Source organism: Methylobacterium sp. Leaf117 (genome assembly GCF_001422985.1).
Classification (GTDB): domain Bacteria; phylum Pseudomonadota; class Alphaproteobacteria; order Rhizobiales; family Beijerinckiaceae; genus Methylobacterium.
The window spans coordinates 313,616-329,623 of sequence record NZ_LMNL01000012.1; the positions used below are offsets into that span (position 1 = coordinate 313,616).

The window sequence follows — 16,008 nt, forward strand, 5'->3', positions numbered from 1 at the left end:
CAGCCTCGGCTCAAGCATTCCTCTACGCCGCAGCCGTCATGATTCTCGTCCGAAGGCTTGAACGCGCCTGATGACTTACCGGATGGGCTTTCGGGCCGAGTTGCGGCTCGAGACGAGCCGCAGGGCCGCCGGGGCGGGCCTGCCGGCCAGGATCGCCGCCGCCTTGCGGTGGAGTTCGCCGTCCTGGAACGGCTTCTGGACGATGCGGTCGGCGCCGACCTCGCCCGCCTGCATCAGGGCGGTGGTGTCGGCGTAGCCGGTCACGAACATCACCGGAAGGTGCGGCCAGCGCCGCCGGATCTCGCAGGCCGCCTCGGCGCCGTTCATGCCCGGCATGGCGAAGTCGAGCACGATCAGGTCGACGCAGGGATCCCCCTCCAGGGAGGCGAGGGCGGCGAGGCCGGAGCCCGCCTCGCGGACCTGATAGCCGGCCTCGAACAGGATGGTGGTGGTGACCTCGCGGACCGCGCTGTCGTCGTCGACCACCAGCACCACGGGCCGGTCCCCTGCGCTGCGCTGCGCGGCGCAGTCGATCCCCGGAGCCGGACTCTCGGCGGCGTCGGACCCGCCCTCGGCACGCGGAAGGTAGACCCGGACGGACGTTCCCTCGCCAAGCCGAGTGTCGATGCGGACGCCGCCGCCGGACTGCTTGACGAAGCCGTAGACCTGAGCGAGGCCGAGGCCCGAGCCCTTGTCGACCGCCTTTGTGGTGAAGAACGGCTCGAAGACTCGGGCCAGGACCTCGGGGGCGATGCCGGTGCCGGTGTCGCTCACCGCCAGCATCACGTACTCGCCGGGGGCCGGCTCCTCGGCGCGGGTCGGAGCCGGGGTCAGGCTGACATTGGCGGTCTCGATGGTGAGGCAACCGCCCACCGCCATGGCATCGCGGGCGTTGATCGCGAGATTCAGGATCACGAGTTCGATCTGCGTCGCATCGACGAGGGCCGACCACAGGTCGGATTGCAGCGTCATCTCGATCCGTACCGCCCCGCCGATCGAGCTCTGAAGCAGGTCGCGCATGGAGGAGACGGTCTGGTTCAGCTCCACCGGCGTCGGCTCGAGACGCTGCCGCCGCGAGAAGGCGAGGAGCTGGGCGGTGAGGCGAGCGCCCCGGTCGGCGGCTCCGCGCATCATCGTCAGGCGGCGCTGCGAGCGCTCGTCGTTCACCACCCGCTCCAGGAAGGCGATGTTGCCGGAGATCACCGTGAGGAGATTGTTGAAGTCGTGGGCAACGCCGCTGGTGAGCTGCCCGACCGCCTCCAGGCGTTGGGCCTGCCGCAGGGCTTCCTCGACCCGCTCGCGCTCGACGATCTGGCGATGCAGCTCGGCATTGCTGGCCGCGAGTTCGCTGGTCCGGGCCTCGACCCGCGCCTCCAGGGTCTCGTTGAGGTGGCGCAGGTCGCGCAGGGCGCGCTCACGCTCGGCATAGGCGCGCGCCTCGGCGAGCGCCCGCATGATGGTGCGGGGCAGGCGGTCGAGGCGCTGTTTGGTGACGTAATCGGTGGCCCCGCGCTTCAGGGCCTCCACAGCGACATCCTCACCGAGCGTCCCGGATACGAACACGAACGGGATTCCGGGGCAGCGGGCGCGGGCGATCGCCAGGGCGCTGAGGCCGTCGAAGGTCGGCAACACGTAATCGGCCAGGATGAGGTGGTGCTCGCACCGGTCGGCCGCAGTGGTGAAGTCGGCCGCGGTCATCACCCGGTCGAGGTCGTAGGGGTGGCCCAGATCGTCGAGCACCGCGCCGAGCAGTTCCGTGTCGAGGTCGCTGTCTTCCAGGAGAAGGATTCTCAACGGCTCCGATCCGAAGCCGTCCTGCATCTCCCGATCCGGATCACGCTGCGTCACGTGTTCGATGGCCATCCTCCTCCACGGTGCGGCGGCGGCTCGTTCAGCACCGCCCAGAACACGCCGAGATCCTGGATCGCCTCGAAGAATTCCGTGAACCCAACAGGCTTGACCACGAAAGCGTTCACGCCGAGATCGTAGGACCGCACCAGATCAGTCTCCTCGCGCGAGGATGTGAGCATCACCACCGGGATCGCGCGGGTTCGGATATCGCCCTTGACCTGGGCCAGGACCTCCAGGCCGTCCACCTTCGGCAGCTTGAGGTCGAGAAGCACCACCGCAGGATCACGGCTGTCCCGCATCTCGTAGGCGCCGCGGCGGTACAGAAAATCCAGGGCCTCGGCACCGTCGCGACAGATGACGATCTCATTGGCGAGCTGGCTCTTCTCCAGCGCCGCGAGGGTGAGTTCGATGTCGTTGGGATTGTCCTCGACGAGGAGGATCGGCTTCAGGTCCGCCATGGCTCAGCGTGCTTCCCTCGAATTCCTCGGCGAACGGGACCTGCCCCCGGCATTCGGATTGGGGACCGGAGTCGGTGTCGGAAGGGTGAAGTAGAAAGTCGCGCCAGCATCCACCGCACCCTCGGCCCAGGTGCGGCCGCCGTGGCGCTCGACGATGCGGCGGACGTTGGCAAGGCCGATGCCAGTCCCCTCGAACTCTTCGACCCGGTGAAGGCGCTGGAACACGCCGAACAGCTTGCCGACATAGGCCATGTCGAACCCGACGCCGTTGTCGCGGACGAAGAACACCGCCTGACCGGAGGGGGCGCCTTCCGGATCGAGGCCGGTCGTCGGCGCCTCGAGGCGCCCGATCTCGATCGTCGCCTCGGCCCGGTGCCGGGTGTACTTGATGGCGTTCGAAAGCAGATTCTCGATGACGAGGCGCAGCATCACCGGGTCGGCATGGACCCGGCCGAGCGGCCCCACCGTCCAATGGATGGTCCGGTCCGGTCCGGCGTCCCGCAGGGTCGAGCGGCGAACCTCTTCGACCAGGGCATTGAGGTCGCCCGTGACCGGGTTCAGGGCGTTGCGGCCCATCTGCGAGAAGCGCAACAGGTTGTCCACCAGGGTGCCGGCCGAGAAAGCGGCCTCCACGATGGTGTCGATGTAGTGCCGGCCCTTCTCGGACAGGCGGCTGCCCTCGCGCGAGCGCAGCAGCTCCGAATAGCCGACGATGTGCCGGAAGGGCGCGCGCAGATCGTGGCTGACCGAGTAGGAGAACGCCTCCAGCTCCTTATTGGAGCGCTGCAGTTCCTCGCTGAGGGAGGCGAGTTCCTCCGCCCGGCGCAGCACGATGCCGAGCACGGAGGTCCGAAGATCCTTCACTGCGTCGGTCTCGGCACGGGACCAGGGCAGGGAGCGGCCCTGCAGCGTCTCTTTCCAGGTCTCGAAGGATTTGCGCGGGTGCAGGCGCTGCGGCCCACCGGCCGGATCAGGCACCGCCGCCTTGGTGGGATCACCGCCCCACTTGACGGTGCGCACCACCTCCGGCCTGAACCACAACACGTAGCTGGCGTATTTCTGCGAGATCGAGATCGCCAGGAGGCCGCTTGCCCGCGCGGCGAAGGCCCGCGCCGGAGGATAGGCCTCGCCGAGGAAGTCGGTGACGACGAGATCCGCACCGCCGGGGCCGCTGGACAACCACTGGTAGATCGCCCGAACCTCGGGTTCCTGCGGGGTCGCCCCAATCAGCCGGCAGCTGTCGGAGGTGATCACCGCCGCTCCGGAGGCGCCGGCCAGGGCCAGCACGTCGTCGGGATGCTGCAGCAGGCCGTCGACGAAGTTCTCCTCCTCCGCCATATAGCCCAGCAGCTGGGCCTGGATCGCCCCCAGCCGCAGGCGCTGCTCGGCCTCGGCACCGCGCTCCTTGGCGGCGAGCTGCAGCGCGAAGATGCGGGTGAGGAAGTCGCAGGCGTTGCGGGCCTGAAGAGGCACCCGGCGGGCCTCGCGATTGTGGCAGGAGATCAGGCCCCAGAGCGCACCGTCGACCAGGATCGACACCGACATCGAGGCCATCGTGCCCATGTTGCGCATATATTCGACATGCACCGGCGAGACGCTGCGCAGGATCGACTGGCTGAGGTCGAGGGGCTCAGCGTCGGCGAGCGCGGCCTCCCGCAGGATCGGCACCGGCCGATAGCCCGCATCCGGGATGATCCGCAGGCGATTGCGACGGTAGAGTTCCCGCGCCTGGGCCGGAATGTCGGTCGCGGGGAAGCGCAGGTCGAGATAGGAGGGCAGGGCGCCGTTCCCGTCCTCGGCGATGACGGTACCGTGCCAGTCGCGATCGAACCGGTAGACCAGGGTTCGGTCGAAGCCCGTGATGTGGCGGATGTCGACCGCCACGAGATCGCACAGCTCCGCCACCGAGGCGGCCTCGTGCAGGCCCTCGACGAAGCGGCTGAGGCGCGGATAGAGCGCGTCCAGGCTGTGCTCGGAGGCGAGCGCGTTCGGGACCGCCTCGAATTCGAGGACGGCAAGATCGCTCGCAGCAGGATCGCCCGCAGCAGGATCGCCCGAACCCAAATCGCCCGGACAATGAACCGCGAGATCGTAGGCCCCGAGACCTTCGGGTGTTTCCAGCGTCACGGTGCGCAGATATTGCGCGCCGTCGCGCGCGCTCTCGCCAAAATCCCGCGGCAGAAGCCCGTCCAGGCTCGGGAAGACTTCGGCGAAGCGGCGTCCGAGCACCCGTTCGATCCCGCCCGGCACATTGGCGCTCGCCTCGACGATCCGACCGTCGGCAATCCGGAAAGCGATGAGGAACCCGTGAGGCTGGATCGTCCCGAGCCGGTGAATCGGCTCTCGGTCGCAGGCCGTCAGGGCCTCGGCCGGTGGCGATTCTAAGGTCAGGCTCAAGACATTCGCTCCCTGCTGACAGCCCCGCCGTGCCGACCCGGAATGCGGTGCCTACGCGGATCGGCCGGCAGGCGCAACGCACTCCGTTGTGTCGGGTACATAACATTGCGCGATCCGTCGCATCGCGTAATCCGGCCTATCCGTGAGCCGTACGAACCACGATCCGCAGGGCCTCGCTCCCCCCGCCTCATCGGCGGGCCCGGCCCCCGGCGACCGGGAGGCCTGCGCCAGCGGTCGACATCGGACCGGATCGCTCTAGCTTCCCCGCACAGAAGGCAGGAACCCGGCAGGAACCCGGAAGACGGGGACCGGTCGAACCCATGCAACCGAGGGGGGAACAGGATGGCCAAGCCCGATCGCGTGGACCCTTCTCCGCCGGACCTGCTGCCGCCGTGGCGCACCGAGGCGCGCGCGGCGCTCCAGGCGGAGGCGCGGGCCTTCGCCAGAGACGTCGTCATGCCACTGGCCGACGAACTCGACCCGCAGAAGGCGGAGATGCCGCGGACCCTCATCGACCGGATGGCGGCCAAGGGCTGGTTCGGCATCACCATTCCGGCCGAGCAGGGCGGCCTCGGCCTCGGGGTGTTCGAGTACTGCCTGGTATCCGAGGAACTGGCCCGCGCCTGGCTCTCGGTCGGCAGCATCCTGGCTCGCGGCCAGGGTCTCGGCACCCAGACTCTCGATCCGGAGCGGCGCCGGAGCCTCCTCGAGAAATCCGCCCGGGGTCAGTGGATCGGCAGCATCGCGCTGTCCGAGCCGACGGCGGGCTCCGATCTGGCCGGCGTGCAGACCCGGGCGGTGCGCGACGGCGACACCTGGGTCCTCACGGGAACCAAGCGCTGGGCGGGCTTCGCCAAGGCGGCGGACTTCGTCGAGGTTCTGGCCCGTACCCGCGACCCGGAGCCCGGCGAGCCGCGCTCGGCCGGTTTGGAGCCTTTCCTGGTGGTCAAGGAGCCCGGGACCTTCCCGCCCGGGATGACCGGACGGGTGATCGACAAGATCGGATATCACGGCTTCCTGACCTTCGAACTCGATCTCGACGGCGTGCGGGTGCCGGAGAGCGACCGTCTGACCGGGCTCTACGGAGACCAGGGCGCGGATGCGGATTCGGGTGGCTTCGCCTCGGTCCAGCGCGGCCTCAACATCGCGCGGGTGCACACGGCGGCCCGCGCGGTCGGCGTCGCCCGGGCGGCGCTGAAGGACACCCAGGCCTACCTGCAGGAGCGTGAGCAGTTCGGTCACCCGATCGGCGATTTCCAGGCCCTGCGCTTCGCGCTCGCCGACATGGCGGCCGATATCGCGCAAGCACGCGCCTTCTGGAACCAGGTCGCGCATCTGCTCGATGCCGGCGAACCGGCGGAGAGCGAATCGGCGATGGTCAAACTCGTCTGTACCGAGATGGCCGTGCGGGTGACCAACCAGGCGATGCAGCTCCATGGCGGCAACGGCTACACCACGGAGCGCCGGGTCGAGCGCTACTGGCGCGACGCGCGGCTGACCACGATCTTCGAGGGCACCAGCGAAATCCAGCGACGCATCATCAGCGACCGGATGCTGCCCAAGCCCTGACACGCGTGACGCGGCGCTGACGAACCCCGACGGGTGTCAGCGCCCGCCCATCACCAGACGTAGCTTGTCGGCGAGATCCTCGCGCCGATACGGCTTGTTGAGGAGCGGCAAGTCCACGGGGACACCCTGCTCGCCGAGCGCCGAGCCGGTATAGCCGGAGGCGAGCAGCACCCGCAGGCCGGAACGCAGCGTCCGGGCATGGGTGGCGAGTTCAACCCCGTTCATGCCACCCGGCATCACCACGTCCGAGAACAGGATGTCGATCCGCTCCGGCCCCTTCAGGCGGTCCAGCGCCTCGGCCGCATGCGTGGCGGTGAGGGTGCGGTAGCCGAGTTCGGACAGGCTCTCGACCGCCATCTCCAGAACGGCCGCCTCGTCCTCGACCACCAGAACGACCTCGCCCTCCACCGCCCGGCGCAGAGGCAGGAGTGCGTCGGTGCGCAGGCTCGCGATTGCGGGCTCGGCCGAGCGCGGCAGGTCGATGGTGATGGTGGTGCCCTGGCCGGGCGCGCTCGTGACGCGGACCTGACCGCCGCCCTGGCGGGCGAAACCGTAGACCTGGCTCAGGCCGAGGCCGGTGCCCTTTCCGACATCCTTGGTGGTGAAGAACGGCTCGAACACCCGCGCGGCTGTGGCCGCATCCATGCCGAGGCCGGTATCGATGACGCAAACGCGGACATAGTTTCCCGGCGTCAGGTCGGACAGGGCGCCGCGGCGCTCCGGCGTCACGGCGAGGTTCTGGGTCCGGATCGTCAGGGTGCCACCGCCCGGCATGGCATCGCGCGCATTGACCGCGAGGTTGAGGATGGCGCTCTCGAACTGGCCGGGATCGAGGCGGACCGGATCGAGAGCCGCGTCGAGGTCGAGGATCAGAGCCACGGTCTCGCCGACCGCGCGCTGAAGCAGGCCCTGGAAGTCCTTCAGCAGATGGTTGGGATTCACGGTCTCGGGCCGCAGCACCTGCCGCCGCGAGAACGATAGCAGTTTCTCGGTGACCTCGGCCCCGCGTCGCGCCGCGGTCATCGCCGAGGTCGCGAGGCGCTCGACGCGCTGCGCGTTGTCCGGTCGGCGCACGATCATGTCGAGATTGCCGACGATCACCGTCAGGAGGTTGTTGAAGTCGTGGGCGACACCGCCGGTGAGTTGGCCGATCGCCTCCATCTTCTGCGACTGATTCAGGCGCTGCTCGGCCTCGCGCCGATCGGTGGTGTCGATGACCACCCCCGCCAGGGTGGCGGGACGGCCGTCGGCGCCGCGATAGAGGCGGCCGCGCACGTCGATCCAGCGCTCGGCGCCATCGCCGGCTCGGGTGATCCGGCACTGGAAGCAGAGCGTGGACTCATCCTCGGCCCGTGCCAGGGCGGCCTCCACCAGGGCGCGGTCCTCGGTCACCACATGGCCGATGAAGTCGGCGAGGCCCCAGCGCGGCAAGAGACTGTCGTAGCCGAAGATGCGGTCGTGGCGCAGGGTGCGCCGGGCCTGTCCGGTAGCGAGATCGAGGGTCCAGTCACCCATGTCGGCGGCCTCAAGCGCCACCGCGAAGTTGTCGCGTGCGATCTCGAGTTCCGCCCGCTGGCGCTCGCTCGCCTCGGCCGCCGATTCGGCCGCGCCGTACAGAATGTCGACCTCGCGCAGATAGACCCCGAGGACGATGATCCCGGCCATCAGGGCCTCGAGCCGCCCGGCGATCCAGCCCACCGTGCCGCGCGCCGCCCCCACGAGGGTGATCAGGTTGTCGAGCACGAGGAGCAGCAGCGAAACCGCGAGCCAGAGCTGGAGCACGCTGCGCAGGCGCGTCGTCCAGCACAGGGTGGCCAGCGCCGCAACGGTCAGGACAACGACTCCGGGGCCGATGCCGGAGGTTGTCAGAAGCCAGTACTTGTCGCCCTCGACGCTGCGCGGCAGGTAATCGACATAGTCGGTGATGATCCAGGTCAGCGCGGCGACGACGGCCGTCACCGCCAGGGCTGTTAGGCCGCCGACCCGGGCGACGCGATGGCTCGGCACGGCGCGCGGGCGCTGATCGCCCTCCATGATCGCATACGGAAGGGCGAAGAGCGGCGGCGCGAGATGCCACAGGGTCCAGAGCCAGGTCGTGGTGCCGGGACCGGACCCGATGATGCGCCCCGGGCCGAACAGGCCCGGAAAGGTCAGGAGCTGTATCGCGACGATCTCGGTGGTGCAGAGGCTGCCGGCAGCCAGTACCAGGAGCGGCACCGAGCGGGTCCGCCTGAACTGCGCGAAGAACAGGCATGTGGTGACGGCGTAGACCGTGATCAGCGCAGCCTGATAACTGGGAACGAAGCCCGGCATCGCCCCGATGGGATCGGCCGCGATGGGCAGGAGCGCGAGGGTCAGGACACCGAAAGCCAGAGAGACGACCGCCGCGAATCGGGTCTGGAGGCGCGTCGGTCCGGCATCCGCGAAGGTCGAGAGGCCTGAAATACCAGCGTTTTTCGGCACGGTCTGCTTCCTGGGCACACGTCGCAGGCGAATCGCCCGGCCGACAGGACCAAAGCTGGTGTACCACCGATGAGCTTGGCCGCACACGGTCCGGGCGACCCCGGATGCGCGTCGATGATTTGTAAAAGGACACGCTGTTGCTAAGCGGCGACAGGCTGTTGCTACGGGGCGAAAGCCATGGCGCAGATCCCCACCGACCACGAATCGCGTTTCATGCATGTTTCGAGGCGGAATCTGAAAAGACGAATACTTGATATACAAACCTTGGTATAATGGCGTCGACCCAAGGGATCACAGCGATGATCCGCTGTATAATATCATGCCTCTCCGGGTTGGCTAAGATGTGATCACGAACCGAGGACTGGCGACACGAAGTGTTCAGTCCACGGATCGCCCTCGGAACCACCATCCAACCGGAGACATCCCATGATCAAGCAGCTCGCCACCCTCGCGGTTCTCCAGCTCGGCCTCGTCGTCCCCGCCTTCGCGACGCCCATGCATCACCCGGTCGCCACCCTTCAGGGCGCCGATATCGCCACGACCGGTTCGCTCCCGACCGACAGGGCGCCGCAGGCCGGCCGGAGCCTCGACAGCTCGGCCAAGGGCGGCAACGCCGACGAGACCAATCATGCGGTCCCGAATTTCGGCACGACGTCCGGCGGCCCCGCCTTCTGACTCCCGTCCAGTCCGGCCCGCCGCCGCGCGGCATCTCCAGGGAGACCGACCATGAACCTGCTCGTCCGGCCCTTCCTCGCAGCCGCCCTGGCCCTCGGGTCGACGGCACCCTTCGCCCAGACCTACACACCCCCGGCGGGACTCGCCGCCGCCGGGGCACCGGGGGGCCAGACCGCCCGAACCCCGGCGACACAGGATCGGGGGGAGGGCGCCCCGCGCCGCCATCACGGCCTCCTGCGCACCCACCCGTGACGGGAAGCGAGTCAGGGATCCGGATGTAGGAAGGCGTGGACCGCCTGGACAACCACCGAGCCCTCGCCGACGCCGGAGGCGACCCGCTTCACCGAGCCCGCCCGGACGTCGCCGACGGCGTAGAGGCCGGGCACGACGGTGGCGTAGGGCGACGTGGCCGGTAGCCCGTCCCGGTTCATCCCCGTCGGCACGAAGCCCTTCGGATCGAGGGCGAGGCACTCCGCCAGCCATCCGGTGTTCGGCACCGCGCCGATCATGACAAAGATGTTCCCGATCGGCCGGGTCTCGCCGAGGCCGGTCGACCGGGCGCGCCACGTCACCGACGTCAGCGTATCGTCGCCGTGCAGCGCCTCGATCTCGGTCCGGGTATGCAGGGTTATGCGCGGCGACGACGCGATCCGACGCACGAGATAGTCCGACATGGTGGCGGCCAGCCCGTCCGCCCGCACCAGGAGATGGACGTGCGCCACGGTGCGGGACAGGAACATCGCGGCCTGACCGGCCGAGTTCCCGCCGCCGACCACGATCACCTCGGCGCCCGTACAGAGCTGCGCCTCCATGGCCGTGGCGGCGTAATGAATGCCCTGGCCCTCGAAATGGGCGTAGCGCGGCAAGTCCAGCCGGCGATAGCGCGCCCCCGTGGCAGCGATGACCGCACGGACCGGAACGCTTCCGCCGTCCTCCAGGACCACCCGGAAGGCCGAACCGCCGCAATCGAGCTGCGCCGCCATGCGGGAGATCGCGAGCCGCGCCCCGAATTTCTGCGCCTGGACCTGGGCCCGACCGGCGAGCGCCTGGCCCGAGATGCCGGTGGGAAAACCCAGATAGTTTTCGATTTTCGAGGAGGTCCCGGCCTGCCCGCCCGGGGCCATCCCCTCGATCACGATGGTGTCGAGTCCCTCTGAGGCAGCATAGACGGCGGCCGCGAGGCCCGCCGGACCGGCGCCGATCACCGCCACGTCGTAGATGCGGCCCGGGTCGAGGGCTTCGGTCAGGCCGAGCGCATCCGCCAGGGCCGCGTTCGAGGGATTGCGCAGCACGGCCTCGCCCGGGGCGATCACCACCGGCAGGTCGGCTGCCGTGAGGCCGAACCCCTGGAGGGCGTGCCGGGCCTCGGGGTCGAGGGCGATGTCGAGAATGCGGTGGGGATAGGCGTTGCGAACGAGGAAGCGTTCGAGACGCAACGTTTCACGGTGATGGCCAAGGCCGATCAGCACCACGCCACCCCGTCCGTGCCGGATCAGTCCGACCCGGCGCAGGATGAACGCCCGCATGATGATCTCGCCGATATCTGGCTCCGCCGTCACCAGGCGGCGGAAGTCGCTGCGCGGGATGCGGACCACCCGCGTCTCCACGGCGGCCCGGCCCGAAACCAGGATCTCGCGATCGTTGAGCAGATCGAGCTCGCCGGTGAACTGGCGGGCGGTGTGCACGGTGAACACTGTGGCGGCCCCCGCATGATCGGTCTCGAACATGTCGACCTGACCCGAGAGGACCAGGAAGAAGTCCACGCTGCGCTGGCCGCGCGAGAACAGCAGCGTCCCGGCCGCAAGGATCTCCTCGGTGCCATAGGCGGCCACCCGCTGCGCCATTTCCGCGATCAGGTGGGGAAAGGTCTGCGCGGAGCGATCGTCGCCCCCGGCGTCCGGTGCCACATTCGTAGGCGCCGAATCTTGGGGCGCCGAATCTTGGGGCGCCGAATTCGTGTCGGTCACGTCAGCGCACTCCGTGTCTTCGAACGCGGTATTTTAGATCCGGTGGGGCGCTCGGGCCACGCCTGATCCGCGCGCCGTCCCGCCGGGTCGGTGCGAGCGAGGCTGGACGACGGCGTCGCGTCGCGCTTGTCCGATCGCGCGTCGTTTTGTACGGAGCCGCCCCCATCGAGGCGTGGGGTGATCCGACGCGGAACGCGCCCGGACACAGGGATTGGATCGTCCAATCTGCAAGCGGAACATGCAAGATTCGCAGTCCTGTCAGGATCGAGGACAGGGGGTCGGCTGCCGGTCCCGGCAAGCCCGGGAGGAACGGAGCGAACGCATGCGGACGCAGACCCGAGAGGCGGCGCGCCGAAGGGCGCGGAGGCGTGTGCCGTGAAGGTTGTGCGTCGAGCCCGGCTGTCGTCGGCCGTCCCGAGCCGACGGAGATGCACGCTCGTCCCAAGCAGGCGCGCGAAGTTTCGATGGACGCGCGCCTCGTAGCCGGTCCATCCGCTCTCGGCACCGGCGACGAAGGCCGCGGACGCCTGAGAGGCCTCGGCGCGCTCGCGCTCGGCTGTGCGGCGGCGCTGTTCCTCATCGATGCGTTCACCCCGCTGGAGGGGGCGGTGGCCGTCCTCTACGTCGTCGTCGTGCTGATGGCGGCGCGGGCCTTCGAGCGGAATGGCGTCATCCGGGTGGCGATCGGCTGCCTGATGCTGACGGCGGTGGCCTACCTGCTGTCGCACGACCCGCTCGACCGCGATTCCGCATTGCTGCGCGCGTTCGTCAGCCTCGCGGCGATCGGGGTGAGCACTCTGCTGGTGCTGCGCAACCAGGCGACCGCCACCATCCTGGCCGAGCAGGCCGAACTGCTCGAACTCACCCACGACCCGATCTTCGTGCGCGCGCCGAGCGGGATCGCGACGTTCTGGAACCGGGCGGCGGAGGATCTCTACGGCTGGCGCCGGGACGAGGTTCGGGGCCGGCGGGTCCACGCGCTGCTGCGCACCGTCTTCCCGGACGGGGAGGCGGCGATCCGGGCCGAATTGATGCGAACCGGGCGATGGGAGGGCGAGCTGGTCCAGTCCGTCCGGTCGGGGGCCAAGGTGGTGGTCGAGAGCCGCTGGTCGCTCCAGCGCGATGCGCGCGGCGAGCCGGTCGCGATCCTGGAGACCAATACCGACATCACGGAGCGCCGCCGCGCACACGCAGCCCTGGTGCAGAGCGAGCGTCGCTACCGCACCATCTTCGACAGCGCGCGGGTCTCGATCCTGCAGCAGGATTGGCGAGCGGTCCGGGCGGCCCTCGATGCGCTCCCGGCCGAGACGCGCGCAACGCTCGGGACCTATCTCGACGGGCATCCCGAGATGGTTCGCACCCTGCGCCGCAGCGTCACCATCGTCGAGGCGAACGCGGAGATGCGGCGCCTGATCGGAGCCGGGGAGGAAGCGGCGCCCCCCCGCACCCTCGACGCGTACCTGCCCGACGACGAGCCGACCTTCGCCGCTTCCCTGGCCGCACTCGCGCGCGGCGACGCGTTCTTCGAGGGCGAGACGGCGATCCGGACGCTGTCGGGCGCACGGGTGCCGATCCTGTTCGGCATCACCTTCCCCTCCGAGCCCGGCGGGTTCGAGTGCGTGCTGGTCTTCGCGGTCGACATCACCGAGCGCAAGCAAGCCCAGGAAGCACTCCTCGCCGTCCAGGCCGAGCTGGCTCACGCCGCGCGCGTCACCACGCTCGGCGAACTGACTGCCTCGATCGCCCACGAGGTGAACCAGCCCCTGGCGGCGATCGTCACCAATGCCGAGGCGGCCCTGCGCTGGCTTCGACGGGATGTTCCAGACCTGATGGAAGCCGCATCGGCCCTGCGCCGGGTCGTGGCAAGCGGGACGCGCGCGGGCGAGATCGTGTCCCGCATCCGCACCTTCCTGGCCAAGGCACCGCCCCCGCGCGACTGGATCGACCTGCGCGAGATGATCGATGAATCGGCCCAGTTGCTGGAGCGTGAATTGGCGCGCAGCGGCGTGCGCCTGATGCGAGAGCTGGCATCCGACCTGCCCGCCATCCTGGGCGACCGGGTGCAGGTGCAGCAGGTGCTGATCAACCTGATGATCAATGCCGTGCAGGCCATGGCGACGGTCGACGACCGTCCCCGTCGTCTCATCCTCCGAGTCGCAGCGGACGCGGCGGCGGTCCGCGTCACCGTGGCGGACAATGGCGCGGGCATCCCGGATGAGGTCGTCGAGCAGGTGTTCCGACCCTTCTTCACCACCAAGCCCGACGGGATGGGCATGGGGCTGGCGATCTGCCGCTCGACCATCGAGGCCCATGGCGGTCGCCTCTGGGTCTCCGGCCACGAGGGGCCAGGCGCCGCCTTCCACTTCACGATCCCCACGACGCCCGGGAGGCGTTCATGAGACGCAACGGCGCAACGGAACCCGCCCGCCCTACGGCCGCGCCCCCCACGGTGTTCGTGGTGGACGACGACAGCGATCTCCGGGGCGCACTCTCGGGCCTCCTGCGCTCGGTCGACCTGCCCTGCCTCAGCTTCGGCTCGGTGACGGATTTCCTCGCCGCGCCACGCCCACCGGGCGGGGGCTGCCTCGTGGTCGACGTCCGGTTGCCGGGGGTGAGCGGCCTCGACTTCCAGGATCAGATAAGCGCGCTCGGGATCGACCTGCCGATCATCCTGATGACCGGGCACGGCGACATCCCGATGTCGGTGCGAGCGATGAAGGCCGGAGCGGTGGATTTCCTGGCCAAGCCCTTCCGCGAGCAGGACCTGCTCGACGCAATCGCAGCCGCCCTCGCGCGCGATTCGCATCAGCGCAGCGCCCACGCGGCCCTGGACGGCCTGAAAGGCGATTACGCGACCTTGACGCCGCGCGAGCGCGAAGTGATGGCGCAGGTCACCGCCGGTTTGCTCAACAAGCAGGTCGCGGGCAATCTCGGGCTCAGCGAGATCACGGTGAAGATCCATCGGGGCCAAGTCATGCGCAAGATGAAGGCGCGGTCGCTGGCCGATCTGGTCCGCAGCGCGGAAGCCCTCGGCATCTCGCCGGGCCGAGATCGACCGGGAGCGTCATTGCTGTCGCCGCGACAGTCCCCGAGGATGGAGGGCGAGCCCCCGGCCTGACGGCAAACCTCCGTATGATTCCCAGCGGCGATGCCGAAGCCCATATCAGAGCATGGGCCAACGCCTCCGGATCGCCGTGACCGGGCAGCAAACCCCGGGGTCAAGCCATGCCAGCAGTGCCGGTGATCGCCATCGTGGACGATGACGAGGAGGTGCGGATCGCCACCGGAAGCCTGGTTCGCTCCCTCGGCTACACCGCCCGCATCTACACCTCCGGCCGCGCCTTCCTCGAATGCCACGACGCGCCGGTGCCCGACTGCGTCCTCACCGACGTGCAGATGCCTGGAATGTCGGGCCTGGAATTGTACCAGGGCCTGCTCGCCCGCGGCTCGACCGTGCCGGTGATCTTCATGACGGCGTTCCCCACCAACCGCCTCCGCGACACCCTTCTGGCGGCCGGCGCCAGCGACTTCCTCAAGAAGCCCTGCGACGGGGCCGAGATCATCCGGTCCCTGCACCGCGCCCTGCACACCGGGACCCGATCCACCTGAGCCGCTCCTGCCGGACGGAATGGCGCCGCGACGCGCGCCCCAGTCAGGCGGGAATCCGTTGCCCGTCCCAGGCAAAGACGCCGCCCGAATCCGGGGGATTCAACCCGTCGAGCACCGCCAGGAGGTGGGCCGCGCTAGCCTCCGGCGTGAACAGACCCGGAGCCCCGGCATCGGGCCGGAACGGCCGGGACAGGCCGGTCGCCACCGTTCCGGGATGGAGGCCGGCCACGATCGCGTCGGGATGGGTGCGCTTCGCCTCGATGGACAGGGTCCGGAGGATCTGGTTCAGCGCCGCCTTCGAGGCACGATAGGCGTACCAGCCGCCCAGGCGATTGTCGTCGATCGACCCTACCCGCGCCGACAGGGCGGCGAAGACGCTGCGTCCGCTCCGGGGCAACAGCGGCAGGAAGTGCTTGGCCACCAGGGCAGGACCGATGGTGTTGACGGCGAATACCGTCGCCATGGCGGCCGGGTCGAGGGTGCGGATCGCCTTCTCGGGTACCAGTCCACTCTGATGCAGGAGGCCCGTGGCGACGATGACGAGCCCAACCGGCCCGCAGCGCGCCACGCGCTCGGCCGCGGCAGCAATCGAGGCCTCGTTGGTCACATCCACGCAGCCGTAGCGGACCGGTTCGGGGACGACGTCCCCCAGGGCGGCTCCCGCACGGGACAGGGCGAAGACGCTAGCGTGCTCCCCACCCAGCGCGAGAGCGCCGACGAGCGCGCGGCCGAGCCCCCCGGAGGCACCGATCACCACAGCGCTGGCCATAGCTTCATTTACCCTGTCAATTTTGCTGGAACCGTTCGGACACCTTCGACGTTTCGGGGCGGAATCCGATGCGTCTCGAGCAGGTCCGGGGAGCTGGTGAGACGCTATGGCTGCACAGGCTCCAAGGGTAGATGAATGAGTACATCCTCGGCGTCGCACCCGGGTTCTGCACGGTTTCATCGTATTCGGCATCGCGAACGGGCCGCGCCGCGCGCGGCGGGTCCGGTGAGTTCGGTGGGGAACGCACGAC

At 69.2% G+C, this 16,008-nt stretch carries 12 protein-coding genes; 6 read left to right on the plus strand and 6 right to left on the minus strand.

The genetic code is table 11. The annotated features are described in order from the left end of the window. Window positions 1-75: 75 nt before the first annotated feature. The 3 genes from ASF57_RS08505 to ASF57_RS08515 are packed head-to-tail and all read right to left on the minus strand — an operon-like array spanning window position 76 to window position 4,700. Window positions 76-1,863: a hybrid sensor histidine kinase/response regulator gene (locus tag ASF57_RS08505; RefSeq protein WP_082503776.1), complete on the minus strand. Its 1,788-nt coding sequence runs from the start codon at window positions 1,861-1,863 to the stop codon at window positions 76-78. Next, window positions 1,845-2,309, minus strand: coding sequence for a response regulator (locus ASF57_RS08510; protein WP_056184535.1), 465 nt, complete (start codon window positions 2,307-2,309; stop codon window positions 1,845-1,847). Before ASF57_RS08510 ends, ASF57_RS08505 begins: the two co-directional genes overlap by 19 nt. Window positions 2,310-2,312: 3 nt before the next feature. Beyond that, window positions 2,313-4,700 (minus strand): ATP-binding protein, encoded by a 2,388-nt coding sequence (locus ASF57_RS08515; protein ID WP_156376051.1) that lies wholly within the window; start codon window positions 4,698-4,700, stop codon window positions 2,313-2,315. A 348-nt stretch (window positions 4,701-5,048) separates the two neighbouring features. Between ASF57_RS08515 and ASF57_RS08520 the strand changes: the two genes are divergently transcribed. Further along, entirely contained in the window at window positions 5,049-6,275 is a 1,227-nt protein-coding gene (locus ASF57_RS08520; RefSeq protein WP_056481942.1) for an acyl-CoA dehydrogenase family protein, read from the plus strand. Window positions 6,276-6,311: 36 nt separating this feature from the next. Here the strand turns inward: ASF57_RS08520 and ASF57_RS08525 are convergent, their stop codons facing one another. Beyond that, complete coding sequence (locus tag ASF57_RS08525) at window positions 6,312-8,738, minus strand: MASE4 domain-containing protein (protein WP_056481944.1); 2,427 nt, start codon at window positions 8,736-8,738, stop codon at window positions 6,312-6,314. 426 nt (window positions 8,739-9,164) lie between these two features. Between ASF57_RS08525 and ASF57_RS08530 the strand changes: the two genes are divergently transcribed. Then, the gene (locus ASF57_RS08530; protein ID WP_056481947.1) at window positions 9,165-9,413 is read left to right on the plus strand and encodes a hypothetical protein; all 249 of its coding nucleotides are present in this window, start codon (window positions 9,165-9,167) and stop codon (window positions 9,411-9,413) included. A gap of 51 nt (window positions 9,414-9,464) precedes the next feature. Next, window positions 9,465-9,665, plus strand: coding sequence for a hypothetical protein (locus ASF57_RS08535; RefSeq protein ID WP_056481950.1), 201 nt, complete (start codon window positions 9,465-9,467; stop codon window positions 9,663-9,665). A gap of 11 nt (window positions 9,666-9,676) precedes the next feature. On the opposite strand, the gene ASF57_RS08540 is transcribed toward ASF57_RS08535, so the two are convergent. Continuing rightward, complete coding sequence (locus ASF57_RS08540; protein ID WP_244476867.1) at window positions 9,677-11,380, minus strand: FAD-dependent oxidoreductase; 1,704 nt, start codon at window positions 11,378-11,380, stop codon at window positions 9,677-9,679. A 428-nt stretch (window positions 11,381-11,808) separates the two neighbouring features. Here ASF57_RS08540 and ASF57_RS08545 point away from each other — a divergent pair, with 428 nt between their 5' ends. From ASF57_RS08545 to ASF57_RS08555, 3 genes are all read left to right on the plus strand, one after another. Continuing rightward, window positions 11,809-13,779: an ATP-binding protein gene (locus ASF57_RS08545; RefSeq protein WP_244476868.1), complete on the plus strand. Its 1,971-nt coding sequence runs from the start codon at window positions 11,809-11,811 to the stop codon at window positions 13,777-13,779. Further along, window positions 13,776-14,498: a response regulator gene (locus ASF57_RS08550; protein ID WP_082503779.1), complete on the plus strand. Its 723-nt coding sequence runs from the start codon at window positions 13,776-13,778 to the stop codon at window positions 14,496-14,498. The genes ASF57_RS08545 and ASF57_RS08550 overlap by 4 nt, the downstream gene beginning before the upstream one ends. Window positions 14,499-14,605: 107 nt before the next feature. Then, entirely contained in the window at window positions 14,606-14,989 is a 384-nt protein-coding gene (locus ASF57_RS08555; protein WP_056481959.1) for a response regulator, read from the plus strand. Between the two features lie 43 nt (window positions 14,990-15,032). Here the strand turns inward: ASF57_RS08555 and ASF57_RS08560 are convergent, their stop codons facing one another. Continuing rightward, window positions 15,033-15,758, minus strand: a complete 726-nt coding sequence (locus ASF57_RS08560; protein WP_056481963.1) for an SDR family NAD(P)-dependent oxidoreductase — start codon at window positions 15,756-15,758, stop codon at window positions 15,033-15,035. Window positions 15,759-16,008: the final 250 nt, after the last annotated feature.

Bases quoted from the DNA above. Each gene is read 5' to 3' on its own strand.
- ASF57_RS08505 (WP_082503776.1), bottom strand. From the start codon at position 1,863: ATGGCCATCGAACACGTGACGCAGCGTGATCCGGATCGGGAGATGCAG.
- ASF57_RS08510 (WP_056184535.1), bottom strand. From the start codon at position 2,309: ATGGCGGACCTGAAGCCGATCCTCCTCGTCGAGGACAATCCCAACGAC.
- ASF57_RS08520 (WP_056481942.1), top strand. From the start codon at position 5,049: ATGGCCAAGCCCGATCGCGTGGACCCTTCTCCGCCGGACCTGCTGCCG.
- ASF57_RS08530 (WP_056481947.1), top strand. From the start codon at position 9,165: ATGATCAAGCAGCTCGCCACCCTCGCGGTTCTCCAGCTCGGCCTCGTC.
- ASF57_RS08535 (WP_056481950.1), top strand. From the start codon at position 9,465: ATGAACCTGCTCGTCCGGCCCTTCCTCGCAGCCGCCCTGGCCCTCGGG.
- ASF57_RS08545 (WP_244476868.1), top strand. From the start codon at position 11,809: ATGCACGCTCGTCCCAAGCAGGCGCGCGAAGTTTCGATGGACGCGCGC.
- ASF57_RS08550 (WP_082503779.1), top strand. From the start codon at position 13,776: ATGAGACGCAACGGCGCAACGGAACCCGCCCGCCCTACGGCCGCGCCC.
- ASF57_RS08555 (WP_056481959.1), top strand. From the start codon at position 14,606: ATGCCAGCAGTGCCGGTGATCGCCATCGTGGACGATGACGAGGAGGTG.
- ASF57_RS08560 (WP_056481963.1), bottom strand. From the start codon at position 15,758: ATGGCCAGCGCTGTGGTGATCGGTGCCTCCGGGGGGCTCGGCCGCGCG.